Annotated in this window: 23 protein-coding genes, 2 rRNA genes and 1 riboswitch; of the genes, 4 read left to right on the top strand and 21 right to left on the bottom strand. The window is 47.5% G+C overall.

Annotated elements, in window-relative coordinates:
* Positions 1 to 70: 70 nt before the first annotated feature.
* The 8 genes from MHI12_RS03185 to MHI12_RS03150 form a co-directional block, all read right to left on the bottom strand.
* A 23S ribosomal RNA gene (locus MHI12_RS03185) occupies positions 71 to 2,996 on the bottom strand.
* Between the two features lie 307 nt (positions 2,997 to 3,303).
* Positions 3,304 to 4,856: ribosomal RNA gene (locus MHI12_RS03180) — 16S ribosomal RNA — on the bottom strand.
* The 16S and 23S rRNA genes sit together here, the layout of an rRNA operon.
* A 535-nt stretch (positions 4,857 to 5,391) precedes the next feature.
* Positions 5,392 to 6,612 (bottom strand): TraB/GumN family protein, encoded by a 1,221-nt coding sequence (locus MHI12_RS03175; protein WP_036613154.1) that lies wholly within the window; start codon positions 6,610 to 6,612, stop codon positions 5,392 to 5,394.
* A gap of 148 nt (positions 6,613 to 6,760) precedes the next feature.
* On the bottom strand, positions 6,761 to 8,056 hold the full coding sequence (locus tag MHI12_RS03170; protein WP_405171499.1) for an ABC transporter permease: 1,296 nt from the start codon (positions 8,054 to 8,056) through the stop codon (positions 6,761 to 6,763).
* Complete coding sequence (locus tag MHI12_RS03165; RefSeq protein ID WP_036668607.1) at positions 8,049 to 8,951, bottom strand: ABC transporter ATP-binding protein; 903 nt, start codon at positions 8,949 to 8,951, stop codon at positions 8,049 to 8,051. The genes MHI12_RS03170 and MHI12_RS03165 overlap by 8 nt, the downstream gene beginning before the upstream one ends.
* Positions 8,952 to 8,971: 20 nt before the next feature.
* Positions 8,972 to 9,868 (bottom strand): ATP-binding cassette domain-containing protein, encoded by an 897-nt coding sequence (locus tag MHI12_RS03160; protein ID WP_405171498.1) that lies wholly within the window; start codon positions 9,866 to 9,868, stop codon positions 8,972 to 8,974.
* Positions 9,869 to 9,883: 15 nt separating this feature from the next.
* Positions 9,884 to 10,273 (bottom strand): GntR family transcriptional regulator, encoded by a 390-nt coding sequence (locus tag MHI12_RS03155; RefSeq protein WP_036613231.1) that lies wholly within the window; start codon positions 10,271 to 10,273, stop codon positions 9,884 to 9,886.
* An 89-nt stretch (positions 10,274 to 10,362) separates the two neighbouring features.
* Positions 10,363 to 11,076 carry a hypothetical protein gene (locus tag MHI12_RS03150; protein WP_341006002.1) on the bottom strand — a complete coding sequence of 238 codons (714 nt, stop codon included), beginning with the start codon at positions 11,074 to 11,076 and terminating at the stop codon, positions 10,363 to 10,365.
* A gap of 213 nt (positions 11,077 to 11,289) precedes the next feature.
* Between MHI12_RS03150 and MHI12_RS03145 the strand changes: the two genes are divergently transcribed.
* Positions 11,290 to 11,619: a hypothetical protein gene (locus MHI12_RS03145; protein ID WP_091038343.1), complete on the top strand. Its 330-nt coding sequence runs from the start codon at positions 11,290 to 11,292 to the stop codon at positions 11,617 to 11,619.
* Positions 11,620 to 11,737: 118 nt separating this feature from the next.
* Here MHI12_RS03145 and MHI12_RS03140 read toward each other — a convergent pair whose 3' ends face one another.
* From MHI12_RS03140 to MHI12_RS03100, 9 genes are all read right to left on the bottom strand, one after another.
* A complete protein-coding gene (locus MHI12_RS03140; RefSeq protein WP_036613171.1) occupies positions 11,738 to 12,109 on the bottom strand; it encodes a hypothetical protein in 372 nt (123 codons plus the stop codon).
* A 142-nt stretch (positions 12,110 to 12,251) separates the two neighbouring features.
* Complete coding sequence (locus MHI12_RS03135; RefSeq protein WP_036613174.1) at positions 12,252 to 12,716, bottom strand: DUF420 domain-containing protein; 465 nt, start codon at positions 12,714 to 12,716, stop codon at positions 12,252 to 12,254.
* Between the two features lie 34 nt (positions 12,717 to 12,750).
* On the bottom strand, positions 12,751 to 13,674 hold the full coding sequence (ctaG, locus tag MHI12_RS03130) for a cytochrome c oxidase assembly factor CtaG (RefSeq protein ID WP_076254695.1): 924 nt from the start codon (positions 13,672 to 13,674) through the stop codon (positions 12,751 to 12,753).
* Between the two features lie 108 nt (positions 13,675 to 13,782).
* Positions 13,783 to 14,103 (bottom strand): cytochrome C oxidase subunit IV family protein, encoded by a 321-nt coding sequence (locus MHI12_RS03125; RefSeq protein ID WP_036613178.1) that lies wholly within the window; start codon positions 14,101 to 14,103, stop codon positions 13,783 to 13,785.
* A 3-nt stretch (positions 14,104 to 14,106) separates the two neighbouring features.
* A complete protein-coding gene (locus MHI12_RS03120) occupies positions 14,107 to 14,733 on the bottom strand; it encodes a cytochrome c oxidase subunit 3 (RefSeq protein ID WP_047840264.1) in 627 nt (208 codons plus the stop codon).
* On the bottom strand, positions 14,730 to 16,580 hold the full coding sequence (gene ctaD, locus MHI12_RS03115) for a cytochrome c oxidase subunit I (protein ID WP_405172924.1): 1,851 nt from the start codon (positions 16,578 to 16,580) through the stop codon (positions 14,730 to 14,732). The genes MHI12_RS03120 and ctaD overlap by 4 nt, the downstream gene beginning before the upstream one ends.
* 71 nt (positions 16,581 to 16,651) lie before the next feature.
* A complete protein-coding gene (gene coxB / locus MHI12_RS03110) occupies positions 16,652 to 17,704 on the bottom strand; it encodes a cytochrome c oxidase subunit II (protein ID WP_047840266.1) in 1,053 nt (350 codons plus the stop codon).
* Positions 17,705 to 18,270: 566 nt separating this feature from the next.
* The gene (map, locus tag MHI12_RS03105) at positions 18,271 to 19,032 is read right to left on the bottom strand and encodes a type I methionyl aminopeptidase (protein WP_091038334.1); all 762 of its coding nucleotides are present in this window, start codon (positions 19,030 to 19,032) and stop codon (positions 18,271 to 18,273) included.
* A 133-nt stretch (positions 19,033 to 19,165) separates the two neighbouring features.
* Positions 19,166 to 19,354, bottom strand: a complete 189-nt coding sequence (locus MHI12_RS03100; RefSeq protein WP_017690840.1) for a hypothetical protein — start codon at positions 19,352 to 19,354, stop codon at positions 19,166 to 19,168.
* 399 nt (positions 19,355 to 19,753) lie between these two features.
* On the opposite strand from MHI12_RS03100, the gene MHI12_RS03095 reads away from it, so the two are divergent.
* Positions 19,754 to 20,029, top strand: a complete 276-nt coding sequence (locus MHI12_RS03095; RefSeq protein ID WP_036613189.1) for a hypothetical protein — start codon at positions 19,754 to 19,756, stop codon at positions 20,027 to 20,029.
* A gap of 195 nt (positions 20,030 to 20,224) precedes the next feature.
* Complete coding sequence (locus MHI12_RS03090) at positions 20,225 to 20,563, top strand: DUF4870 domain-containing protein (protein WP_047840268.1); 339 nt, start codon at positions 20,225 to 20,227, stop codon at positions 20,561 to 20,563.
* A gap of 96 nt (positions 20,564 to 20,659) precedes the next feature.
* On the opposite strand, the gene MHI12_RS03085 is transcribed toward MHI12_RS03090, so the two are convergent.
* The 3 genes from MHI12_RS03085 to MHI12_RS03075 form a co-directional block, all read right to left on the bottom strand.
* A complete protein-coding gene (locus MHI12_RS03085) occupies positions 20,660 to 21,751 on the bottom strand; it encodes a DUF418 domain-containing protein (protein WP_405171497.1) in 1,092 nt (363 codons plus the stop codon).
* 457 nt (positions 21,752 to 22,208) lie between these two features.
* On the bottom strand, positions 22,209 to 23,570 hold the full coding sequence (locus MHI12_RS03080) for a nucleobase:cation symporter-2 family protein (RefSeq protein ID WP_405171496.1): 1,362 nt from the start codon (positions 23,568 to 23,570) through the stop codon (positions 22,209 to 22,211).
* Between the two features lies 1 nt (position 23,571).
* Positions 23,572 to 24,159 (bottom strand): xanthine phosphoribosyltransferase, encoded by a 588-nt coding sequence (locus MHI12_RS03075; protein WP_036613196.1) that lies wholly within the window; start codon positions 24,157 to 24,159, stop codon positions 23,572 to 23,574.
* 300 nt (positions 24,160 to 24,459) lie between these two features.
* Positions 24,460 to 24,559, bottom strand: a riboswitch (purine riboswitch).
* A gap of 271 nt (positions 24,560 to 24,830) precedes the next feature.
* Here MHI12_RS03075 and mscL point away from each other — a divergent pair.
* Positions 24,831 to 25,325 (top strand): large conductance mechanosensitive channel protein MscL, encoded by a 495-nt coding sequence (gene mscL / locus MHI12_RS03070; RefSeq protein WP_249913043.1) that lies wholly within the window; start codon positions 24,831 to 24,833, stop codon positions 25,323 to 25,325.
* 241 nt (positions 25,326 to 25,566) lie between these two features.
* On the opposite strand, the gene MHI12_RS03065 is transcribed toward mscL, so the two are convergent.
* Complete coding sequence (locus MHI12_RS03065; RefSeq protein ID WP_017690846.1) at positions 25,567 to 25,869, bottom strand: hypothetical protein; 303 nt, start codon at positions 25,867 to 25,869, stop codon at positions 25,567 to 25,569.
* Positions 25,870 to 25,887: the final 18 nt, after the last annotated feature.

Raw genomic sequence — 25,887 nt, 5'->3', positions numbered from 1 at the left:
GCTTACATTTCAGAGTTCTTGTTCTCTGAAAACTAGATTCGAAACGAAACATGCGAATTACAACTTGCTATTGGATAAGCCCTCGACCGATTAGTACTGGTCAGCTCCATGCATTGCTGCACTTCCACCCCCAGCCTATCTACCTCGTCGTCTTCAAGGGGTCTTACATACTGGGAAATCTCATCTTGAGGGGGGCTTCACGCTTAGATGCTTTCAGCGTTTATCCCGTCCGTACATAGCTACCCAGCGGTGCTCCTGGCGGAACAACTGGTACACCAGCGGTACGTCCATCCCGGTCCTCTCGTACTAAGGACAGCTCCTCTCAAATTTCCTACGCCCACGACAGATAGGGACCGAACTGTCTCACGACGTTCTGAACCCAGCTCGCGTACCGCTTTAATGGGCGAACAGCCCAACCCTTGGGACCTACTTCAGCCCCAGGATGCGATGAGCCGACATCGAGGTGCCAAACCTCCCCGTCGATGTGGACTCTTGGGGGAGATAAGCCTGTTATCCCCAGGGTAGCTTTTATCCGTTGAGCGATGGCCCTTCCATGCGGTACCACCGGATCACTAAGCCCGACTTTCGTCCCTGCTCGACTTGTAGGTCTCGCAGTCAAGCTCCCTTATGCCTTTGCACTCTTCGAATGATTTCCAACCATTCTGAGGGAACCTTTGGGCGCCTCCGTTACTCTTTAGGAGGCGACCGCCCCAGTCAAACTGCCCACCTGACACTGTCCCCGCACCGGATTACGGTACCAGGTTAGAACCTAGATACGATCAGGGTGGTATCCCAACGTTGCCTCCACGCAAGCTGGCGCTCACGTTTCAAAGGCTCCCACCTATCCTGTACAGATCGTACCCAAATTCAATATCAAGCTGCAGTAAAGCTCCATGGGGTCTTTCCGTCTTGTCGCGGGTAACCTGCATCTTCACAGGTATTAAAATTTCACCGGATCTCTCGTTGAGACAGCGCCCAAGTCGTTACGCCATTCGTGCGGGTCAGAATTTACCTGACAAGGAATTTCGCTACCTTAGGACCGTTATAGTTACGGCCGCCGTTTACTGGGGCTTCGGTTCACAGCTTCGGATTGCTCCTAACCACTCCCCTTAACCTTCCAGCACCGGGCAGGCGTCAGCCCGTATACTTCGCCTTACGGCTTCGCACAGACCTGTGTTTTTGCTAAACAGTCGCTTGGGCCTTTTCACTGCGGCCCCCTCGTGCTATTCACACTACCGGGGCACCCCTTCTCCCGAAGTTACGGGGTCATTTTGCCGAGTTCCTTAACGAGAGTTCTTCCGCGCGCCTTAGAATACTCTTCTCGCCTACCTGTGTCGGTTTGCGGTACGGGCACCTTCACCTGGCTAGAGGCTTTTCTTGGCAGTGTGAGATCATGACCTTCGCTACTATAATTTTCGCTCCCCATCACAGCTCAGCCTTACAATGTGCGGATTTGCCTACACATCAGCCTTACTGCTTAGACGGACATCCATCAGTCCGCGTCACTACCCTACTGCGTCCCCCCATTGCTCATAACGGCTTACGGTGGTACAGGAATTTCGACCTGTTGTCCTTCGACTACGCCTTTCGGCCTCGCCTTAGGTCCCGACTTACCCTGAGCGGACGAGCCTTCCTCAGGAACCCTTAGGCTTTCGGCGGATCAGATTCTCACTGATCTTTTCGTTACTCATACCGGCATTCTCACTTGTATAATGTCCAGCGCTCCTTACGGTACACCTTCAACCCTTATACAACGCTCCCCTACCCCTGATGCAAAGCATCAAGCCATAGCTTCGGTGGTGTGTTTAGCCCCGTTACATTTTCGGCGCAGAGTCACTCGACCAGTGAGCTATTACGCACTCTTTCAATGGTGGCTGCTTCTAAGCCAACATCCTGGTTGTCTGTGCAACTCCACATCCTTTCCCACTTAACACACACTTGGGGACCTTAGCTGATGGTCTGGGCTGTTTCCCTTTTGACAATGGATCTTAGCACTCACTGTCTGACTCCCGGAAGTAAGTCTATGGCATTCGGAGTTTGACTGAGCTTGGTAACCCTTGCGGGCCCCGCACCCAATCAGTGCTCTACCTCCACGACTCTGTTTTCCGAGGCTAGCCCTAAAGCTATTTCGGGGAGAACCAGCTATCTCCGAGTTCGATTGGAATTTCTCCGCTACCCCCACCTCATCCCCGCATTTTTCAACATGCGTGGGTTCGGGCCTCCAGTGCGTGTTACCGCACCTTCACCCTGGACAGGGGTAGATCACCCGGTTTCGGGTCTACGTCCACGTACTATGTCGCCCTATTCAGACTCGCTTTCGCTGCGGCTCCGGCTCTTCACCTTAACCTTGCACGGGAACGTAACTCGCCGGTTCATTCTACAAAAGGCACGCCATCACCCCTAAAACGGGCTCTGACTTTTTGTAAGCACACGGTTTCAGGTTCTATTTCACTCCCCTTCCGGGGTGCTTTTCACCTTTCCCTCACGGTACTGCTTCACTATCGGTCGCTAGGAAGTATTTAGCCTTGGCAGATGGTCCTGCCGGATTCATACGGGGTTTCACGTGCCCCGCACTACTCGGGATCCGTCTCGGAGGGAACAGACTTTCAACTACAGGGCTTTTACCTTCTTTGGCGGGCCTTTCCAGACCTCTTCGCTTAACCGGTTCCTTTGTAACTCCATGTGAGACGTCCCACAACCCCAAAGAGCAAGCTCTCTGGTTTGGGCTTCTCCGCGTTCGCTCGCCGCTACTGACGGAATCACTATTGTTTTCTCTTCCTCAGGGTACTTAGATGTTTCAGTTCCCCTGGTATGCCTCTACACAACCTATGTATTCAGTTGTGAGTAACTGGAAATTACCCCAGCTGGGTTTCCCCATTCGGACACCCCCGGATCAAAGCTTGCTTACAGCTCCCCGAGGCAGTTTCGTTGTTCGCCACGTCCTTCATCGGCTCCTAGCGCCTAGGCATCCTCCGTGTGCTCTTAGTAGCTTAACCTCGTGCTCCGGTTTCGACTGCTCGCTTCCCTTGTTTTGCTTGCGCAAAGCCAAAAGTCGCTCCCATTCGATACCATCGTACGTGCAATCTACCGTTTTTATTGAAACTTGTTGTACACAAGTTCAGCTAAAAAGGAATGTTCTAATTCGCGTTTGTTTCGTTTCGATATCTAGTTTTCAAAGAACAAGCTCCATGCAAAAGCAAGCTGTTTTGAGAGTTTGAGCTCTCAAAACCGAACAACGAGTGAGTGTTTTGCAGCTAAGCTGCGTATTTGAATGTTTCCGTTGCAGGAAACGATTCTCCATAGAAAGGAGGTGATCCAGCCGCACCTTCCGATACGGCTACCTTGTTACGACTTCACCCCAATCATCTATCCCACCTTCGGCGGCTGGCTCCTTGCGGTTACCCCACCGACTTCGGGTGTTATAAACTCTCGTGGTGTGACGGGCGGTGTGTACAAGACCCGGGAACGTATTCACCGCGGCATGCTGATCCGCGATTACTAGCAATTCCGACTTCATGCAGGCGAGTTGCAGCCTGCAATCCGAACTGAGACCGGCTTTGTTGGGATTGGCTCCATCTCGCGATTTCGCAGCCCGTTGTACCGGCCATTGTAGTACGTGTGTAGCCCAGGTCATAAGGGGCATGATGATTTGACGTCATCCCCACCTTCCTCCGGTTTGTCACCGGCAGTCTATCTAGAGTGCCCACCCGAAGTGCTGGCAACTAAATATAAGGGTTGCGCTCGTTGCGGGACTTAACCCAACATCTCACGACACGAGCTGACGACAACCATGCACCACCTGTCTCCTCTGTCCCGAAGGAAAGATACATCTCTGCATCGATCAGAGGGATGTCAAGACCTGGTAAGGTTCTTCGCGTTGCTTCGAATTAAACCACATACTCCACTGCTTGTGCGGGTCCCCGTCAATTCCTTTGAGTTTCAGTCTTGCGACCGTACTCCCCAGGCGGAGTGCTTAATGTGTTAACTTCGGCACCAAGGGTATCGAAACCCCTAACACCTAGCACTCATCGTTTACGGCGTGGACTACCAGGGTATCTAATCCTGTTTGCTCCCCACGCTTTCGCGCCTCAGCGTCAGTTACAGCCCAGAGAGTCGCCTTCGCCACTGGTGTTCCTCCACATATCTACGCATTTCACCGCTACACGTGGAATTCCACTCTCCTCTTCTGCACTCAAGTCACCCAGTTTCCAGTGCGATCCGGGGTTGAGCCCCGGGATTAAACACCAGACTTAAATGACCGCCTGCGCGCGCTTTACGCCCAATAATTCCGGACAACGCTTGCCCCCTACGTATTACCGCGGCTGCTGGCACGTAGTTAGCCGGGGCTTTCTTCTCAGGTACCGTCACCTTGAGAGCAGTTACTCTCCCAAGCGTTCTTCCCTGGCAACAGAGCTTTACGATCCGAAAACCTTCATCACTCACGCGGCATTGCTCCGTCAGGCTTTCGCCCATTGCGGAAGATTCCCTACTGCTGCCTCCCGTAGGAGTCTGGGCCGTGTCTCAGTCCCAGTGTGGCCGATCACCCTCTCAGGTCGGCTACGCATCGTCGCCTTGGTGAGCCGTTACCTCACCAACTAGCTAATGCGCCGCAGGCCCATCCCCAAGTGACAGATTGCTCCGTCTTTCCAGTTCTCTTCAGGCGAAGAAAACAACTATTCGGTATTAGCTACCGTTTCCGGTAGTTGTCCCAAACTTGAGGGCAGGTTGCCTACGTGTTACTCACCCGTCCGCCGCTAACCATCAGAGAAGCAAGCTTCTCTTCAAGTCCGCTCGACTTGCATGTATTAGGCATGCCGCCAGCGTTCGTCCTGAGCCAGGATCAAACTCTCCAATAAAGTATTGAAAAGAGCGATAAGCTCATTTTGAATCTGACGAGATTAAAAATCTCATTTGTGCTCCAGTCGATTCAAGCCAAGGCTTGTCTCAAACTTTCGCGTTCATTCTGCAAGCAGAATGTTTACTCACTCGTTGTTCAGTTTTCAAAGATCAAACTTGTTTTGTTACCGAATGTTTTTCTCTTCAGCAACTCTTATATAATATCATGTCCGAACCAACTTTGCAAGCTCTTTTTTTTAAGTTTCTTTCGAAGCTTATCTCAATCGCTTGCCGCACCGTATATTTCGTGTTTTTTTGGCCGGAAATAGAATATACCATGTAGAACATACACTTGTAAAGAGTTAATTTCAAAACATATCAAATCCACGATCTAACCATATTGAGGACCTGCAATCTACAATGAACTCTTAGGTTCAATTGTAGATTGCAGCTTGATCTTCTTTATTAAATCTGTCTTTCTTCTATATATAAGAAGGTAACCCTCTCAACTCTTATATTCGAGACGAAAGGGTTACCTTCTATAGTAATCTATATTTATTTACGTTCTACTTTATATCCTTTATCCTCAAGCAGTTTCACGATGCCGTGATCGCCCAGGTAGTGTGCCGCGCCAACAACAATGAAATATTCCTCACCTTTGCCGTTTTTCAAGTAACCATCGATTTTGTCCGCCATACCAATGTTACGATCAACCAGCATTGCTTTATTATATTCCTCGTTAGTGGAGAAGCTGTTTGTCAGTTCAAGCAGTTGCTCGTCATTACCCGTTTTCCACATCTCAGCCATTTCTTTCACACTGTTATCCAACACGTCGAAGTTTTCGATTGTCGCTTTCAGTGTTTCCTCTTGTGTTTCTTTGGAAAAGTCGTTAAACATACCAAGTTGAGATTGATAACTCTCCAACTCAATAACTGGAAGTTTGCGCTCGATCGCTTTCTGGATGAAATACAGATCCACTCCTGCTGACGCTTCGTATCCTGCCGTTGTGGACTTCAAACTTGCAAGTGTGCTCTCTACTACCCAAGGCTTAAATGCATCCAAGGCGTTAGACTCCAGACCATTTTTCTTCAATACATCACCCAGTTTAGTATACGTTTCACTGGAAATGTGGTCTTTCAGTGTTGTTCCATCTTGATACGAACCCAGACTTAGAACCAGCTTTTGCTGCTCTTCGTCAGCGGCTTTGCTAATATCAATCTCTACCCCGAGATAATCAGCTTCCGCAAAGGCTTCTTCAAACTCCGGACGCAATGGATAGAAGCTCTCATCCGCAATATGCATGGACCCTACCAGATAGACCGTGTTGCCATTGCTTTCAACTTCCCACATGAAGCCACGTCCACCGGTTTGAGCAGTTTCAGTTGCTCCACCTTTGGATACCAGCAGCACGGTGCGCGTAGCAGCATCCCAGCGAACTTCATAACCCGCTGCATCACCGACGATGCGGATTGGCGCATACGTTACACCGTTGATACGTGTAAGCTTGCTTTTGAGTGTAATCGTTTTTCCATCTACTACAGCCGTGATCGTATCATCTGTCGCAGTTGTTAGCTTCACATCCATAGCATCCAGCGTAGTCCGCAGTGGAACCAATGTTGTACCTTTCTCCAGGATCGGCGCTCCTGTAGCATATTTCACAGCTTGGTCATTAACCTTGACGGAAGTTCCTTGTGGAGCAGCCATAGCTGGTACTGCAGATGCGAGCAAACCTACCGAGATGGTAAGAGATAAGAGCATGCGTTTCCAATTCTTCATATTATGTATTCTCCTTTAAGGAATATAGTTGCCAATACGGTTTTAATAGAATAGACATCCTTAGATACTACGGATAAAGGAGGGAGAAAGTGCCACTCCAAAACGGAGCAGCACTTTCTCCCTCCTCCTCCTCTTTCAAACACTCAACCTAGATCTTATATGCCTTCATGGCTTTAAACAATTCCTTGAAGGTTGGACGTTTACCATACATCAGCACACCCGTGCGATAGATTTTGGCTGCAAGCCATCCGAAGATGATAATGGATACAATGAGAATCGCTAAGGACGTTAGAATCTCCCAAGTCGGCGCAACTCCTGCGCCGATCCGTACCAGAATCGCGGTCGGCGACGTGAATGGAATGAAGCTTGCGATTTTCAACAAGAGAATGTTCGGCGTAGAAATACTGAAGATCGCAATATAGAAGGAAACAAGCGACAACATCGTAATCGGCAGAACAGCCTGACCGAGTTCTTCAGTACGGCTTACCATTGAACCAATGGCAGCGAACAACACGGCATACAGGAAGTAACCCAGAATGTAGAATATGAGTCCGTACACAATAACTGCAATATTCACATCACTTACATTCATATTGAAGTCACCTAATACTGCACGGTTATGCGGCAGCAAGATATTTCCGGCAACCACCGCTCCAAAGATCCCGATTTGCAGCATCCCCACCATGAAAATCCCGATGATTTTACCAAACATCTGACTGAGCGGTGATACACTCGTAATCAGAATCTCCATAATACGTGAGCTCTTCTCAGCTGTGATCTCGGAGGCAATCATGTTACCTGTCATCATCGTTGAGGTAAACAGCAGGATGATCAGCAAGTACACCACAATATAGTTAATCGGGCTCATTGCACCTTCAGAATCAGTACCTGCTCCGCTCTCATCTGTACTCAAACTTTGCTCAGTGAGCTTCACAGGTGTTGTAATCAGTTCCTTCTGCTCCGCTGTGAGTACATCCTTCACAACCACATCCAGCTTCACACTCTGCAACGCTGCTTCAATGGATGCAATGATCTGAGGTGATACGTCTTCTGCTGAATATAGAATGGGCTGCGGGAACTCTTGCCCGGAAACAGCTTCAAACTTCAGATAACCATCGGTAAGCCCTGCTTCCACATCCGCCGCAAGAGCAGCCTCATCTTTGTCACCACTGGCAATGAATCGATAGGCCTGATCTCCTTGAGCCGCAGAGAAGCTCTCCAGTTTCTCGGAAACTTCAGGCTGCCCTGTACTCAAAAGACCAATATTTACAGGATTACTGCTTGAAGCTCCACCAATGGAACCCCCATTAAATAAGGTAATGAAATACGGGACATTGAGTCCGATTGAAATTAAAAGTGCAAGTACAATGGTCGTTACCATGAATGATTTCGTTTTAACTTTGTTTTTGAATGTAAAACCCGTAATCGTTCCCATTTTATTCATTCGACTCACCTACCTCACGAATAAAGATTTGGTTAAGCGTTGGTTCCTTCAGTTCAAAGTGTTCCACTGTCGTCTGAGTCATGGCTGTTCTCAGAATCTCTTGAGCCGCTTCCACCTGACTAATATGTATCAGGTACCCACGCTCATTCCGCTCGACTTTCTTCACACCAGACAACTGTTCAAGTCCTTCCACACTACCAATCGTACCCAGGAATACCTGTTCACGCGGATACCGGCTCTTGATCTCCTTGATCTCTCCTTGTACCACCGTGTTGGAACGATGCAGAATGGTGATCTGACGACACAACTCTTCAACGTGCTCCATACGGTGTGTTGAGAACAGAATGGCCGTGCCTTCGTCACGTAGCTCCTTGACGGTGGATTTGAGTAATTCCACGTTGACAGGATCCAGTCCGCTGAACGCTTCATCCAGAATGAGAATCTGCGGTCTATGCACTACAGCCGCGATAAAGCCCATTTTCTGCTGATTACCTTTGGATAACTCCTCGATCTTCTTATCGTAATACTCAGGTACCTCAAACCGATTCAGCCAATACTTGAGGCTCTGATCTGCGTCCTTACCATTCATGCCACGAAGTCGTGCCAAGTAATTAATCTGTTCGCTGACTTTCACCTTCGGGTACAATCCGCGCTCTTCCGGAAGATAACCCATAATCTGTTGCAGCTCCGTATTATAGGGTTTGCCGTTGTACAGGATATTCCCTCCGTCAGGGTGAATCAGTCCGAGCACCATGCGCATTGTTGTTGTTTTACCTGCACCATTGGCTCCGAGCAATCCGTAAATCTCCCCCTCTTTTACATTGAGCGTGACTCCATTAACGGCTGTTTTGTCTGCATATTGCTTGACGACTTGCTTCAATTCCAATCGGTTCATCATTTATCGTCTCCCTTCGGTTATTTCCACTGTACGGGTGCATACCCGGCAATCCAGAATGCCAGCACTTCATCCAATTCCAAGTTACGGATTTTCAATACCCGGTTATTGGACAGCTCCAGCCTCTCCTGCGCTTCGCTGACCCGGGTTGTAATTACGCGAACCAGACTTCCCTCTTCCAAAGAAGATTCCACAACACCAGGGATACTCTCTGGCCTTAAGTCTCCTTCATACCAGACTTCCTTCCACTGATCGAGCACCATATCTTTCTCGGCCATCCCCAGTGACTGACCACGGTGCATCAATACGATGTAATCCGCCAGCCTTTTGACTTCGTCCGCAATATGTGTGGCAATCAGAATCGTGGTGTCTCCCCCCGCCATGAAGGTACGGAACTGCTCAACCATCACTTTCCAGGCAAAGGGGTCCAATCCTGATGAAGGCTCATCCAAAAGCAATAATCTTGGGCGAGCTGCAATTGCAGCTGCAATCTCAAATTTTCGCCGCTCTCCCTTGGACATCTTGTTCAGCTTCACATCAACAGGTACTTCCATATCCTGAATCAGTTGGTCGAACAACTTCATATCCCAACGTGGGTACCAGTACGCCCGGAAATGGGCTGCTTCCTGTGCTGTTATCCGGTTCTCTTCTGAACCAGCGTTATCTGCCACAAAACCAATCTGTTGTCTCAGTTCAATGGGAAGTGGCCCATCATGTTCCTGACCAAACCATATAATCTGCCCAGCATCTGGTAGCACCACTTGCTGCAGCATGTTAAGAAGAGTGCTTTTGCCTGAACCGTTGTGACCGAGAATAGCCACTATATACCCTTCCGGGATGGTCAGATCAATTGGCCCAATAACTCTGCGTTTTCGCATTTTGGATACGCCGTTCAACTGGATTGCTATAGGTTCCACGTATGAATCACTCCCTTACTTCACGTAAATAGCCTTCAGGACTTCTCGGAACAGGCTCTCCATCTCTTCTTCCGTACAGCCTACCGATTTTCCGGACTGCACCGCTGCTTGCATCGCTTCCTGTGCGGCCTTTAATCTATAATTCTCTCTGTCACCGGCTTCTACCTGGGCCACAAATGTACCTGTCCCCTGCTTCGTACGAAGCAAGCCTTCATTCTCCAGATCCTGATAGACCCGTCTAACCGTAATAACACTGCAATTCAGTGCTCCGGCGAACTCACGAATGGACGGCAAATGTGTTCCCTCCCCCAACTGACCCGTAATAATTAACGATCTTAACTGATTTTCAATTTGGTGGTATAAAGGTTCAGCGCTATTTTCATTAATTTGAATGGGTATTTTCACATCTTGCACCTCGCCCTCCGGTACACTCCAGTCTGTTACCTGACCGTGCCGGTTTCATCCTGTATTCGTACATAAGCTCAATTTTCATTTTAATTCAAATCCCGTTGAACCAGCTTCTTCAGCGTCAAGCGACTAAACAGCCATAGTCCCGCTACGCCAGCCACCAGAGCAATCCACATGATCGGGGAAAGTAGCCCCCATGATTTACTTTCATCCAGTACAAGCCGTAATCCGTAACTGCCTGACATTCGAATCAGTAAGGACATGCCAATGGCGATTGGTACAAAAAGCGTACTGAGAAGCAAATATTTCTTGCCACTGTTCAGAAACTCTCCGTAAATATACAATCCTGTTACCACAAGTCCATAACCTGTACAGGTAAGGCTAAAGGCCAGATATTGATCCCATCGGAATCCTTCAGAATGAAGGTTAACCACAAATAACGATCCGTAGAAAAAGATACCGTTGTAAGCAAACGCCATTAGAGACTGCTGTAACCTGGACCACATCACCGCTTGTTCAGGGATAGGAATTCTGCGATAGTAGGCCAGCATCTGCGTATAGGAATCCTCATGTATGTAACGGAAGGAGCGCCTGCAGAACATAAACCCTTGAAATGGCAACATAAGTAAAAAGAAGGCATCCACCACCGGATTAATGAAATCTGTCTGTTGTTGTCCTACTAACATCACACCGCTCATGCTGCCAGTGTAAATCATGAATATTGCAGACCATAGCCATTGGAGCTTATCCTTACTCATCTGGCTGCGGGTCAGCCACCACGCCTGCTTCCATTCGTTCATATGCCTGCCTGCCTTTCACCTGTCATTCACTCACTCATCTTGCTTACTGTGTTCACTGTGTTTACTGTGTATATCAATATACACAGTATATAGACTGAAATCTCATCCCGTCAACCCCTATTTTTCCTGAATCAGGAAGACGGGATGGGACACAGTACGGATTTACGTTAAAATAAATTATAGTAATGAATCAAAGAAAGGAAGGTTACAGCTATGGATTGGCTGGTAGAGATCGGTTTTGTCCTCCTTTTCCTTATCGTCGTAATATGGTTGGTCCTCCGGGATGAGCCTCACCGTCATTCTGCCAAAAAAGGGAGACACCGCATCCGTCGTAACAACGGTTATACCGACTCTGCTTCGGGATATCCGGTCATTACAGGAGATGACTCCTATGATCGACATTCCAGACACACACCGGATCACAAACATCATGAGTCGGATTCTTCATCAGACACACATTCTCATCACAACAGCGATAGTGGTAGCAGCAGTGACAGTGGTGGGGATAGTGGCGGCGGAGACAGTGGGGGCGGCGGGGATTAGGGGAATAAACGAAATTCCCCAAGCACAAAAGAAGGGCTGTACCCGTTATTGTGTAAACACAATTCGGATACAGCCCTTTGCCGTTCTCTAGCACCTGTTTACAGAAGAGGCCTTACGATTAAACGAGGTTGTAGCCACTAGGCAGACTGCGATCCCTGCGGATTGCGCGAATCTGAGCCAGCGTTAACCGTTGATTGGTGGAGATCAGGGATTCCACATCATTGCCACGGATCAGATCATCCAAATCTCTCAAGTTGGTGTTGCCACGGAAGACACGGAATCCACCTTGAAAGTTAGGACGCGTAAACACAACCAGCGTTGCATTCGAACTTGTTGAGAAAAAGCGTAGGCTCTCCACCCCATCCAAAATATTGTCCAGGTTGCGGAGCCCCGTGTTGCCACGATAAATGCGGCTTCTCCCTCTGTAGTTCTCTTCAGAATACACCGTGAGACGTGGATACGTTTGACTGACATTGACTGTTTTTTTCATTTACTTTCCCCCTCTCAAACTCATTCTATGAATGAATGAGAGAGGGAGCGTGGACGAATCGTCTACTAGATTCGTCTATTTTCATAGTTTCAGAAGGTCATAGTGACACACGCCCAAGTAGCCGGAGGTTATATCTATACTTTTATACGCCGAGGATAACTTCCCATACCGGACGTGTATGACCACCAGGATATAAGAGATATAGAAGAACATACACGACAACACCTGTTAGCGCTGATCCGAACCAGATCATGGACGTGAACTTGCCCCAGCGGCGATGTGTTCCGAACTTCTTTTTGAACCCCAGGACCAGTGTGGAGATGCCGAATATCGCTGCTACGGTAGCGAGGATAATATGAAAGATCAGAAATATCCGATAAAAAATCTCCAGATCCGGGTCCCCGCCCCAAGCTGTATTGCCCACGAACACTGTACGAGACATATAGATCACAAAGAAGATTAGAGCTGCAATCGCACCTGCTACCATGGCGGACTGATGAGCCTCACGTTTACCCCGAATAATCAGTACCCATCCAATCCCCACCAGTACTGCACTAATCACAATGAAAGAAGTACTGATCGTTGGTAGCCAAAAATACATATCCATCGTGTGTTCCCCCTCTTGTCAGAACATTACTTCATTATTTGGCAGCCGGATTGAGTGGCCCCCCTGCGCCCCCTGCAGGATACGAATCATCATCATCTTCCTGCTTCTCTTTCCGATACCATTGGAAAAAGACATAAGCCAGCATGGAGGCAAAGATTCCTTCCTGAATAAACTTCATTACAATGCCACCGACCTGCTGATCTTCCTTCGCGGAAGACAGGAAGTTGAAGAACGCAGGCCCACCGAATGAGCGAAGTAACGCCGTAGAATCTCCTGACACACAATACCGCATGGCTTCAGCCCATACTGCCGGGTTGCTGTACGTCTGATACAACGGCTCGGACGCAAAAATAATCAATCCACACGCAGGCGTGAGCAGTACCATATTCAGAAAAATAAAACCAATCTTGGATAACCCCGATGCTTGTCTGCCTTCTGGCAACGGATTCAGCAATGTCCACCACATGAGCATCGAGGTGATGAACAATGCAATATAATACAACCGGTGAACGGTAAAATTCAGCATGACGTAATCATGTACAATCGGTAGGTGATATAACGAGAACAGCCCGTTAAAGAGCACTGCCGCAACGATCGGATGAGCCAGGAAAGATAGCTGGCGTGTAGGCAACCAGCGCACGATTCTGCGCCATACCCAAATCGGCAAACCTTTCATCATCAGCGGCGGGGCTACCAGATAGGAGAACGCCATGCTCACCATGTGGAAGCTAAACATTACATGACCAAGTAGATTAAACGGCCCAGCTTGAGCCAGATACAGGACAAACAGCCCTGTAATAAACATGATTTTCTGTGCAGCAGTCGCAGGCTCTGCATCCTTTATTTGCTCGCTTAACGGTCCCACAAGTACCAGATAAGCCGCAGCAATGATCAGAAATAAAGCCAATATAAGCGGACTCCATAAGTCGTTGAAGCTAAAATATTGCAACCCGAGCATACGGGAAACCTCCCCGTGACCTGATTTGGTTGTTGCCTTCATTTCTTTGTGAAGATTCATTCGCCAAAAAGGGGAAAAGACGGCGGCATTGCGCCGCCGCCATCTCTTTTACCACCAGACCCAATAGAGTGCCATAATGATGCACGTAAAGGCTACAAAAAAGCCAAAGGCCATGAACAGAATCGGCATCAAGTGCCCTTTGTCCTTCAAGTGCATCCAATAACCCAATTGAACGAATACTTGAAGAATAGCCATGACGAGCAAAATAATAATGATAAAGGTTGTGTTGACCCCTCCGGCAGAAGCAGCCGCAAACGCAATCAGCGTAAGAATAATGGAGAAGATAAACACCACGACGTGTTTCTGTGGCCCTTCCGTCCGGTGACGGTGTTTCACAGGCTGTTGATCTGTCTTATCCTGTGCCGACATGTGCTACCCCACCTTTCCGAGCAGGTACACGACCGTAAAGATGAACACCCAGACCACGTCGATAAAGTGCCAGTACATTGCGGAGACGTATACTTTAGGTGCGGTTACGACCGTCAATCCTTTTTTGAACAGCTGACCGATAATGATTCCGATCCACACAATACCAAAAGCAACGTGGGCTCCGTGGAACCCGACCAGTGTATAGAATGCTGAACTGAATGCACTCGTGGTCATGCCAAACTCTTTATGTTTCACATACTCGTAGAACTCGTAAATTTCCAGTGCGAGAAATCCCATACCCAGCACTACCGTGATGCCAAGCCACAACGCCAGTGCATCTCGCTTGCCCTTATGCATGGCCTGAATCGCAAATACACTCGTCAAACTACTGACCAGGAGAATGAACGTTGCAGCGGCTACAAGTGGCAGGTGGAACAGTTCATTCGCCGTAGGTCCATCATTGGTTTGGCCACGAAGAGCCAGGAAGGTAGCAAAGAGTGTACCGAACAGTACCGTCTCGCCGCCAAGGAACAACCAGAAGGCGATAAGTTTGTTACGGCCTTCCAGCGTTGCTTTCTCCGGTTCATGCGGCAATTTGTCGTTCACCGGTTCGGCATGTGAGGTTGTCATGTTCTAGCCCCCTTCTCATCCTGATCCTCCGGTTCAATATGCCAGCCATGATCATCATAAAGTGAACGAAGTGCCATTGCGCCAAATGTGATTACGAGACCGATAATAACTACAATATAATTGTTAAAAATGACATTCATAAATGCATTACCAAATTCGTCCTTGCTGAACATCAAGCCAAGTCCGGCGATAAAGATACCTACTGACATCACAAATGGCAACGGTGTTGCTGAAGGCATATGAATCGAACCTACAGGTTCTGCCGGTGTCATCTCCGTATGTCCTGCCATTTTTTCCTTCCAATATGCATCAATTCCGCGTACCAGCGGCGTCTGCTTGAAGTTATATTCCGGCGGCGGAGATGGAATAGACCATTCCAGTGTACGGCCGTCTTCCCACGGATCGTTTGGCGCGCCAGCTGGTTTTCTCGTTGTGATCACGATATTCACGAGGAACATGATAACCCCAACACCCATTAGAAACGCACCGACGGAGCTGACCAGATTGAGCAGGTCAAAGTCCTGATTCGGCAAATATGTAACGATCCGGCGCTGCATCCCCATCAGACCGAGGAAATGCTGTACAAAGAACGTTAATTGGAAACCGATCATAAATGTCCAGAACGTCCATTTGCCCAGTGTTTCGCTGAGAATACGTCCGAACATCTTCGGCCACCAGTAATGCAGTCCCGAGAACAATCCAAGTACGAGTCCCCCTACAATAACGTAGTGGAAGTGGGCTACAACAAAGTACGTATCATGGAACTGGAAGTCTGCCGGAGCAGATGCCAGCATAACGCCAGTAACACCACCCATTACGAAGGTTGGGACAAATCCAACAGCAAACAGGTTTGCCGCTGTAAAGCGGATCTGTCCACCCCACATCGTAAAGAGCCAGTTAAAGATTTTGATCCCGGTAGGTACGGCAATCAACATCGTGGAGATGGAGAAAAGCGCGTTGGCTACATTACCCAGACCTGTTGTAAACATGTGATGCGCCCATACCATGAAGCCCAGGAAGGCAATCAGGATGGTAGCAAATACCATGGAGCTGTATCCAAACAACCGTTTACGCGAGAAGGTCGGAATAACCTCCGAGATAATACCAAATGCCGGCAAAATCAGAATGTATACTTCCGGGTGCCCGAAGATCCAGAAGATGTGTTGCCAGAGTACGGGGTTACCGCCACCTGCGACATCGAAGAAATTCGCTCCCAGTATACGGTCAAACGTCAAAAGTACAAGCCCTACCGTGATGGCAGGAAAAGCAAAAAGGATAATGGCAGATGTAATAAATGTCGTCCATGTAAACATCGGCATCCGCATGTAGGACATGCCTGGAGCACGCATTGTAATAATCGTTGCGAGAAAGTTAATGCCCCCGATGAGCGTTCCCAGACCCGCGATCTGAAGGCCGATGGTGTAGAAATCCACACCATGCGTTCCACTGTACTCACTGCCCGAAAGCGGCGTATATGAGGTCCAGCCCGCATCCGGTGCTCCGCCCATAACCCAGCTCAGGTTCAGCAACAATCCACCAAACAGGAATGTCCAGAAACCAAGCGCGTTAAGAAACGGGAAAGCAACGTCCCGTGCCCCGATCTGCAAAGGCACGACAGCATTCATAATGGCAAAAATAAGTGGCATGACACCAAGGAAAATCATCGTTGTTCCATGCATTGTAATCAATTCGTTGAAGACCTGTGCCGATACAAAATTATTCATAGGCTTCATCAGTTGAATTCGAATCAAAATGGCTTCAATGCCGCCGATTCCGAAGAAAAATCCACCCGCAACCAAATAGAGAATGGCGATTTTTTTGTGATCGACGGTGGTGATCCAATCCATCAAGCCCCTGTACCTCTTGACGCTATGCGCATGAGCCAAGGTTGTGTACCCCCTTCTTCGTCCTTGCTGTTCTATTCATAGTCCAATTTGTAGTTGGCCAGATATTCGGCAATTCCGTCGATTTCTTCATCCGTCAACCCAAGATCTTTGGGATTCGGCATGGTATTGCCCGGCTTCACGGATTGTGGATCATGGAGCCATTCTTTCATGTTATCCAGTACCGGACTACCTTCTTCCTGTCCCTCGCGAGAATTCAGCAAAATGCCTGCGACAGATTCCTTGCCGCCGATTCCCGTCAGGTTAGGTGCAACCGGTCCACCTTGGTCACCAACAGCGTGGCAAGAAAGGCAGTTTGTTTTGAACTTTTCAGCCAATTGAGTGTCTTCAGGAAGGACTGCAGGTGCTTTCATCTGGTTCACCCATCTGTCAAAGGATTCCTGACTCACTGCTTTTACCTTAAACTCCATGAAAGCATGCGATCTGCCACATAATTCGGCACATTTACCGCGGTAAACGCCTTCATTCGGTGCAGAGAAACTGAACTTGTTAAGTGTTCCATCCGGGTTTGTGTCCATTTTGCCCGCAAGTGACGGCACCCAGAAGGAGTGAAGCACGTCAGCGGTTTTTAATTCGAATGCGATTTTTGTTCCGGTCGGGATGATGAGATCTTGAGCGGTGGTTACGTCATATTGAGGATAAGTGAATTCCCACCAGTACTGATGCGAGGTGACTTGGACCTTAAGTGCGTTTTTGTCATTGGACAGATCTTCGCCTTGGGCAAAAATCGTTTGGACCGTCGGTACTGCCAGAACAATAACCAGCAATAACGGAATGGCTGTCCAGATTACTTCCAGCTTGAAATTACCTTCAACCTGTTCGGGCATCTCAGTCTGCCCGGCTCGTCTACGAAACCGGATCAGAACATAGGCCGCTATAGCAAATACAATGATGAGCACCACGATCATAATCGCGATGGATAACTTCATCAGATCATATTGGCCTTGCGCTACAGGACCCTGAGGTTTCATTACCGACAAGTCTTCCCGCCCGCATGCGGATAGCAGCAAAGAGAACACCGCCAGCAAGGGGAGAATTCGCTTTGCAACCTGCCACTGTTTCATCATTGATCTACCCCACTTTTTTACGTTTTCGTAGATTACCGTTGTCGTTCGGTAGAAAGGCAACAAAAGGTACGTTTCAGCACGATACGCATAATCCTCTTCATCATACAGAACGCTTACAAAAATAACGCTTCCAGTACTCCCGTGATTTCCTGCTCAGGGCATGTCTGCGCATTCTTCCAATTCATTCTATATGCTTCAATCACTTATTAAATATAAGTTGAGGGTATGATTTTGTCAATCTTTGGACACATGTTCACAAATTGTTCACTTTATGTAAAAAACCGCTCTACAACTTGATTTGCAAACGATTTCAGTTAAAAGTATTACACTCTACATTTGAAAATTTTTGCCAAATTTCGGTGATAAAACTCGATTTATTGGTGATTTTTCTCACATTGAAAACATGTGCTATTATGCAAAAGAAAGATCAGAATTTATGGAAAACCTCTTCCATATCCATTCAGAAGACATGCCTATCGCTCCATACCGCTATTTTCAAGCTCAAAACAGCATGGAGCATTTCGGAGAAAGTTCAACTCAAGTCCTCTTCTTCACTAAACTTCATCTCACGTGCCATCGGTCAGAATCAAGGGGCCATTCCCAGTAATCGCAACTGTATGCTCATACTGGACCCCCCAGCTGCCATCTACCGTCCTTACAGTCCATCCATCTTCATCCCACACAACGGCCCCGGAACTGCCTTTTGTAAAAATCGGTTCAATCGTAATAACCATACCCTCGGTGAGCATCGTGCCCGTTCTGCGTTTGCCATAAGGCAGAACATTTGGAGGTTCATGAATATATTGACCAATCCCATGACCAATGAGAGGCTTCACAATTCCGTACCGATACAATCTGGCTGTTCGTTCAATGGCACTTCCAATATCTCCGAGTGTATTCCCTGGGACTGCCTGGGCAATCGCCCGCTCAAGTGCCTTCTCCGTGCGTCTCATCAGCTTGCGAATGGATCTGCTTGTTTCACCAATTCCATATGTCCAGGCCGAGTCAGCAAGCCAGCCGTCTTTGTTCACCACCATATCGATGGTCACTACATCCCCGCTCGCCAGCTCCTCTTCCCCCGGAAATCCGTGGCAGACCACTTCATTAACAGAGGCACACGTCGCGTACGGATATCCTTTATATCCTTTTTGCTCCGGTGTGGCTCCTCGTGCTGCCAGAAACTCTTCCACCCTCTCATTAATCTCTGCTGTCGTGATACCTGGTATCATCCACTGCTCAATATGCTGGTGACAACTTCGCAAAATTCGTCCAGCTTCCCGCATGTAGCCAATCTCTTCTTTGGTTTTCAATATAGGGTCCACATGCATTCATCCTTCCCGCTGTAGGTGTACTCCCATATATATGCAGCAGGAACGCAAAAAAAACCGCCTGCCGGAGCTTATCGCCCGGGAGACGGTTCTATTCATTATCGGAACAGTATAATCAGAGTTGTGTGTTGTTTCAGGACACGGAAGAATCCATCTTGACAAGCTCATGCTCAACCACAGAAGTCAATTCTTCCTCGTATCCACCCGTAATCCGGTATTTTCTCACGTACTCCTTCACGAATTTTTTTGGATCTTTAGGACGGAAAATCCGAGTCATTTCCCTCAAACTTTCTTTGACCTCATTGTGACCTTTCGTTGCCATTGTAATTCCCTCCCAAAACGTTGAAAGTGAATGCTCCGTTTAGAGAATGCCGAATAAGTCTTAAATGCCATCCATGAAGTTGTGTGCGCGGCTTAAAGCAAGCTTTAGGTCGGGAACCTCGCTAGAAAGCAAGTACCTGACACTATAAATACCCGATATGATTCGGAATGAATCATAATCTTATTGTAGCATATTCGGAAGTATCTTACGACTTGACGATTTCCTCTAATAAATATAACGGTTTTCATGCCCAAAAAGTTTAATTCCGAATCATATGTTAAGATTGCCACCATTCTATACGGAATTAATATATCCAGCATAACACCGAACTATTCGGGGGATATTATCACGGACAACCCATACAGTTAAATTATTGGTATCCAAAGGAGGCGTCGTCTCATGGACCGCAAAGAACAAGATATGCTGCCCCTTTCGCATGAAAAGGTGGAAGTAGACGGAGTTTACATCAATGAAGCCGGACGTGAGGAACATCTGCACCGGGGGCAACATTTCCCGGCCGATCCCGTTCTTGGCAAGTCGGAATGGAAACTGACCGAATATGCCTATGATAATCATCACGAAGGACGAACCGATGAGCGGTTGGTTCCCAAAGAAAACGACACCGATAAAATGGGCAAGATTACAAACCCTCGCAGACAGATCGAGGGCGGATAACGATTTCGTTAAAATTAACGTTTAATCGTAAACGATAACAGGGGCAGAGCAGGCTGTACAATGGCTTGTTCTGCCCCTGTTTGCTTTTTCCTATGTGTTGCATTCCCATCCGTTCACAGGCAAATAAATTCATCGGTTCAGTTCTGTCCATCTCTCTCATAACCTAGTTAAAAAGGTCAAAGGAGGCTGGACCGGATGTCCCCCATGAAATCGTCTAGCGGTCTGGATGAAAATATTGCCGGCATGCTTTGTTATCTGTTTACCTTTGTAGGTGGGATTGTCTTTCTCGCTGTGGAGAAGCGGAGCCGGTTCGTGTTATTTCATGCACTGCAATCTGTAACGGTCTTTGGCATCATTATGGTCGGGCATGTATTATCGGCTTTCCTTCCGTTGTTCGGACCACTGGTGGCATCGCTGTTATCCCTGCTTGGTGTAGTGGTCTGGCTTATTATGGTCGTTACCAGCCTGCAGGGGAAATGGCTAAAACTGCCGTGGGTTGGCGATTTTGCAGAAAAACAGCTGCGTCATCTGTAATTTCAAACAAAAGGTATACGCGTTCCAAAAAGAAAAGACGATCCGTTTCCGTTCAACCGGATGTGGATCGTCTTTGATTATAACGAGGGAAACGAGTCAACCTCTAGCCCTTGTATCATGAACACATGGCTCAGAATACTTTTTACGGATCGGAATGAAACTTAGATAGGTACCACATCTCCATACCCATTCCAGCGGCCCATACTGGTACCAGCGCATCCACAGATTACTGGCGATGACTTGTAAAATAACCATACCAATGCACACAAGGGTAGACACCATATACGATACAGCAGCATCTGCAAATATGAGTTGGTATACCACTAACAAAATGATGGTCTGTGCAATATAATTGGTCAGGGCCATTCGTCCGAATGCATGCAGGGGACTTAATATTTTGGAAAAGGTCATGTTCTGGTTCAATCTCAGTAATGTACTTAGATAAAAGATGGATACCACCGGACCAATTGCCACACCGATATGTTCTAATCGAAAAGCAGCATCCATATTGGCTTGCTCAGCAACAGGCAGGCTCGCACCAATCACTTCGTATAGAAACGGACTCATCGCATCCGGAGGAGCAACCCACCACATGATACCGATCCCCACCGTAGAAGCGATGAATGAAATGAACCAGATTCTGCCCAGATACGGAAGTCCTTTCTGGATCTTCTCCATCAGTTGATATTGACCTGCTGACAATCCCAGTATAATTAAAAAAGGAATCGTTAGCATTTTGACACCTATCGCGGCGGCTGCAATAAATCCCACCACACCGATCACCAAATTCACAGTTCGAGGTGCCCAATATAACGGAATGACAACCAGCCCTATGATGGCATAAAGAAATAAAGCTTCTCCAGACTGATACTGTTGATGAATATATCCCAGCGCTAATAAAATAAGCATCCTGCGGATATAGAGAAACAGCTTGGTTTGACCTTTGGCAGCTGACCGGCTTAGAAAAAGATAAAATCCAAGGCCAAATAAAAAACAGAAGATATCGTAAAAACGTGCCTCCACCAAAAAATATAATGCTCGTTGGATCCAAAAATCTACACGAGTATCCGGCTTCAACATAACCCACAATGCCAATACATTTACGAATGGTAGGCCTATCAAGGAAAACCCTCGAAACAAATCCAGAAACTTCATTCTATCTTGTTTTAATACAGGTTGATAATTCATCGTTCCTCCCAGTGAAATTATTGTTATGTAATCAAAAAGCGATTGGATCGCTTATCTCTTTGGTGTATATCCCCATGCATGATAACAGTCTATCCTTCATACAACATGGCTTGCCATCGAATTAGGTGAATAACTTCTTACATCCGGCATAAGGTCTTGTTCCTGTATTGTTCCTGTACAGCAGCACATTGGACGCTATGCTGATGATAAACAAAGCAAAAAAACACCGAAAACACGACTCTGCTGAGTCTGTATCTTCGGTGTTTCGCATCTAAAAGTGTCTCTTTCATTTGTTCATGGGATTGAATATTCATAGCATAAACGATGTATGTCATAAACCATTCATGCTGTATATCACCATGATTAACCTGATTCATTATTTATCTTGTGAATCGTCTATTTATAACAGTTAACATAACAATCCTGCTGGATGATAAGCCTGGCCTAATTCGGTTAATTAAGCTGACTTGCCCGCCTCTCCAAGGATGGCATCTGCCTGTTGTTCAGCCATCTTGGCGGCTGTTTCCTTGGTACCCAGACCGTTGAACAGCAGGTTCATGAAGATCGCCGTGAAACTACCTGCAATGATACCATTACCGAGCATAATCTGAGCCCAGGCCGGTGCACCTGCGAACAACTCAGGTACAACGGTAACCCCAAGCCCCATACCTACAGAACAAGCAATGACAAACAGATTCTCATGTCGGTTCAGATCGACCTGACTGCCGATAATTCGAATGCCTGATGATACCACCATGCCAAACAAGGCCACCATGGCTCCGCCAAGTACTGCCCCTGGAACGAGCTGTGCGAGGGCTGCAATTTTTGGTACAAATCCAATGACCACCAGGATTCCACCAGCCACCACAATGACATCACGTGTCTTCACACGTGTCATCTGTACCAGCCCTACATTTTGCGAATACGTTGTATACGGGAACGAGTTGAAAATACCACCTAACACAATGGCTAGACCCTCTGCGCGATAACCGCGCGCCAGATCCTTGGACGACAGGTCCTTGTCCAGGATTTTGCCCAGAGCCATAAATACACCTGTGGACTCGGCCACGCTGACAATCGCCACCAGAATCATCGTCAGGATCGGTACAATCTCAAATGTCGGTCTGCCGAAGTAAAACGGCTGAACAACGTGGAACCAACTTGCATCGCGAATAGGAGCAAAATTAACCTCGCCCATAAACCCTGCCGCAATCGTACCTACGAGTAGACCAATCAATACTGAGATGGAACGGATAAAACCTGTAGTGAATCGAGTCATTAAAATGATAAAGAGCAGCACGCCGAAACCGAGCATGAGATTAACTCCGCTGCCGAAATCTTCTGATCCCTGACCGCCGCCCAGATCGTGGAAAGCAACGGGAATCAAGGTTAAACCGATGATCGTAACCACCGAACCCGTAACCACTGGTGGAAAGAGCCGAATAAGCTTCCCAAAGATTCCGGAGAAGATTAATACGAACAGCCCTGAGGCAATAATTGCTCCGTAAATGGCAGATACTCCACTGTTCATCCCGATTAGGATCATCGGAGACACGGCCTGGAATGCACAACCGAGCATGACAGGCAGCCCTACGCCGAAATATTTATTTCCCCATACCTGAAGCAGTGTAGCCACACCACATGCGAGCAAGTCAATGGCAATGAGATAGGTTAGTTGTTCCTGTGTAAAACCCAATGCGTTACTAACGATCAATGGGACAACGACGGCTCCTGCATACATAGCAAGCACATGCTGTAGTCCGAGGGAGAACGTTTTGATTGGATGCCGATGCCGTTGAAAAATACGTTCGCGTGCCATATTAGTTCGTGCCCTCCTCGTCCGCAAATGTAACCTGTCCATCCGACAGTGCCCCGATGCGAACCAGCGATTCCACACGGTATCCTGCTTCTTTCAACAAGCGACCTCCCGGCTGGAATGCTTTTTCAATAACAATACCGATACCCACCACTTCGGCTCCAACCTGCTCCACAATGCGAGCCAGACCAAATGCTGCTTCACCATTCGCCAGAAAATCATCAATGATCAGCACGCGATCACCAGGCTTCATGAACTTCTTGGCAACGGTAATTTCATTGGTCTCCTGCTTCGTGAAGGAGTAGACCTTCTCCACCAGAATGTCTTCCGTCAGTGTAAGGGACTTCTGCTTCCGTGCAAAGATCAGCGGCACGTTCAACTCCAACGCAGTCATGATGCCTGGTGCGATCCCTGACGACTCAATTGTCAGGACACGTGTGATATTCTCACCTTCAAAGCGGCGAATGAATTCTTTACCTACTTCCTTCATCAGAACCGGGTCCATCTGGTGGTTCAGGAACGAATCCACTTTGAGTACTTGCTCGGACAGGACGATACCTTCCTGTCTTACCTTGTCTTTTAACAATTGCATTGTAATTCTTCCCCCTGAATGCCCTCCGCACAGAAACCCACATACCCCTCCAGTCTCATGGTAAAAAAGCAAAAAGCCCGCCTTTTCACACGCTGCGGAATAACCGGAGACGGGAAAGACGGACTTGTACGTATATGGACAAGCCGTATGGATGCTGCAAGTGTTCTGGATGGACAGAATGACAGGAGTTCAATCCTGTTGTGAGAAACTCTAAACAGTGTAATCAGAAACAGATAAAAACCACTTGAACCTGCTCTTGAGTCAAACTGCCTGAGAATAATCTCATGCCAACCATACAAAACATTGCAACATCTTTCCCGTAGTCCGATCATTCCGGTGATCAGGTAGAGACATGCAGGCCTATTCCTGCACATATACGAGTAACGGCATATTTAATTTTTTGGCTCCATGATTCGTTACAATGTATGATCGCGAACCTGAATGTAAAAGGTTAAACATAACTGACAATGTTAGAAGTATACCGAATCGACGGCGTGAAATAAAGAAGTATTTTCATGGAAGTTGCGGAAACTTGTCTTAATTTGCAAACAGGGGGTGATTGGAATCTGTTTTTTATGTACAATATGAGAACGGAAGCGCGGATCTGAACGGAGAATGGATGGAAACGCGACCTATATTTTGAATCGAATGATCAAAGGAGATATGCAAACATGAAAGGCGTACTTAAAGAATTCAAGGAATTTGCCGTCCGCGGCAACGTCATCGATCTGGCGGTCGGTGTCATTATTGGGGCTGCTTTTGGTAAAATCGTCACGTCCCTTGTGAATGATATCATCATGCCTCCAGTTGGAAAACTGCTGGGTGGAATTGACTTCAGTCAGAAAATCATCAACCTGGATAGAGACATGAAAACAGCAAACGGACAGGAAATCACCACCCTCGCTCAAGCCAACGAAGCTGGGGCTACCGTGATTGCTTATGGTCAGTTCATCAACGTCATGATTGATTTTCTTATCGTTGCGTTCTGTATCTTCATGCTTGTGAAGGGCATCAACTATCTCAAAAGCAAAGAACACAAAAAGCCCGAGCCGCAAAAAACGACCAAGGCTTGCAAGTATTGCCTATCGGAAATTCCAGCCGCGGCTACCCGCTGCTCGCACTGTACTTCAGAACTGGAAGCAGAAGGAACCGGCGCTCTAGCATAATCACAATGAACGTATAAAGACGCACCGAGTTGAATTACGGATATAAATCCTGATGCGGGGGACAACCTCTTACTTGCTAGGGTTTATGTATGAAAAGCTAGCCATATGGGCTTCATTAACAATGGTTGCGTAGCTTAAAGGGTTGAAGGTTCCACCGTAAAGGTGGGGCCTTTTTTTGTGCCTAACATACATGTGTTACACGTGCTCCCCCATGAATGTCATTTGCAGCCATGCTCATGAACTAGAAACGGCGTGGCAGCAAATGCTCCAGAATCGACTTCAGATCCTTATCTTCTTTGTAAACTTCTTCCCCAGTATCAAGTTCTGTCACACGAATATATTCAAAGTTTGCCGAAGCATCCACTGGCTTGAACAACAATTGTGCCTCATCTTCCAAACGTACATTAAATCCCATATCCTTAAACATGCTGCTTAACTGACTGTTAGCCGGTTCCTGACCTTGCCCTACAAATATAAGTCCTCTAAGACTTTTACGTTCCTGAGGTTGCGGATAAATCACCTGAAAGTGTACAATGCATTCCATACGATCGTTCCCCTTTCG

Origin of the sequence: Paenibacillus sp. FSL H8-0280 (assembly GCF_045040665.1) — a bacterium.
GTDB classification, from domain to species: domain Bacteria; phylum Bacillota; class Bacilli; order Paenibacillales; family Paenibacillaceae; genus Paenibacillus; species Paenibacillus xylanexedens_A.
The sequence above is the reverse complement of the archived record's forward strand: the minus strand, read 5'-3'. Positions and strand labels throughout refer to the sequence as shown.

What these genes read in the sequence shown, in the direction of transcription:
- MHI12_RS03175 (WP_036613154.1), bottom strand. Translation starts at nt 6,612, where the DNA reads ATGAAGAATTGGAAACGCATGCTCTTATCTCTTACCATCTCGGTAGGT.
- MHI12_RS03170 (WP_405171499.1), bottom strand. Translation starts at nt 8,056, where the DNA reads ATGAATAAAATGGGAACGATTACGGGTTTTACATTCAAAAACAAAGTT.
- MHI12_RS03165 (WP_036668607.1), bottom strand. Translation starts at nt 8,951, where the DNA reads ATGAACCGATTGGAATTGAAGCAAGTCGTCAAGCAATATGCAGACAAA.
- MHI12_RS03150 (WP_341006002.1), bottom strand. Translation starts at nt 11,076, where the DNA reads ATGAACGAATGGAAGCAGGCGTGGTGGCTGACCCGCAGCCAGATGAGT.
- MHI12_RS03145 (WP_091038343.1), top strand. Translation starts at nt 11,290, where the DNA reads ATGGATTGGCTGGTAGAGATCGGTTTTGTCCTCCTTTTCCTTATCGTC.
- MHI12_RS03140 (WP_036613171.1), bottom strand. Translation starts at nt 12,109, where the DNA reads ATGAAAAAAACAGTCAATGTCAGTCAAACGTATCCACGTCTCACGGTG.
- MHI12_RS03135 (WP_036613174.1), bottom strand. Translation starts at nt 12,716, where the DNA reads ATGGATATGTATTTTTGGCTACCAACGATCAGTACTTCTTTCATTGTG.
- ctaG (WP_076254695.1), bottom strand. Translation starts at nt 13,674, where the DNA reads ATGCTCGGGTTGCAATATTTTAGCTTCAACGACTTATGGAGTCCGCTT.
- MHI12_RS03125 (WP_036613178.1), bottom strand. Translation starts at nt 14,103, where the DNA reads ATGTCGGCACAGGATAAGACAGATCAACAGCCTGTGAAACACCGTCAC.
- MHI12_RS03120 (WP_047840264.1), bottom strand. Translation starts at nt 14,733, where the DNA reads ATGACAACCTCACATGCCGAACCGGTGAACGACAAATTGCCGCATGAA.
- ctaD (WP_405172924.1), bottom strand. Translation starts at nt 16,580, where the DNA reads ATGGATTGGATCACCACCGTCGATCACAAAAAAATCGCCATTCTCTAT.
- coxB (WP_047840266.1), bottom strand. Translation starts at nt 17,704, where the DNA reads ATGATGAAACAGTGGCAGGTTGCAAAGCGAATTCTCCCCTTGCTGGCG.
- map (WP_091038334.1), bottom strand. Translation starts at nt 19,032, where the DNA reads ATGCATGTGGACCCTATATTGAAAACCAAAGAAGAGATTGGCTACATG.
- MHI12_RS03100 (WP_017690840.1), bottom strand. Translation starts at nt 19,354, where the DNA reads ATGGCAACGAAAGGTCACAATGAGGTCAAAGAAAGTTTGAGGGAAATG.
- MHI12_RS03095 (WP_036613189.1), top strand. Translation starts at nt 19,754, where the DNA reads ATGGACCGCAAAGAACAAGATATGCTGCCCCTTTCGCATGAAAAGGTG.
- MHI12_RS03090 (WP_047840268.1), top strand. Translation starts at nt 20,225, where the DNA reads ATGTCCCCCATGAAATCGTCTAGCGGTCTGGATGAAAATATTGCCGGC.
- MHI12_RS03085 (WP_405171497.1), bottom strand. Translation starts at nt 21,751, where the DNA reads ATGAATTATCAACCTGTATTAAAACAAGATAGAATGAAGTTTCTGGAT.
- MHI12_RS03080 (WP_405171496.1), bottom strand. Translation starts at nt 23,570, where the DNA reads ATGGCACGCGAACGTATTTTTCAACGGCATCGGCATCCAATCAAAACG.
- MHI12_RS03075 (WP_036613196.1), bottom strand. Translation starts at nt 24,159, where the DNA reads ATGCAATTGTTAAAAGACAAGGTAAGACAGGAAGGTATCGTCCTGTCC.
- mscL (WP_249913043.1), top strand. Translation starts at nt 24,831, where the DNA reads ATGAAAGGCGTACTTAAAGAATTCAAGGAATTTGCCGTCCGCGGCAAC.
- MHI12_RS03065 (WP_017690846.1), bottom strand. Translation starts at nt 25,869, where the DNA reads ATGGAATGCATTGTACACTTTCAGGTGATTTATCCGCAACCTCAGGAA.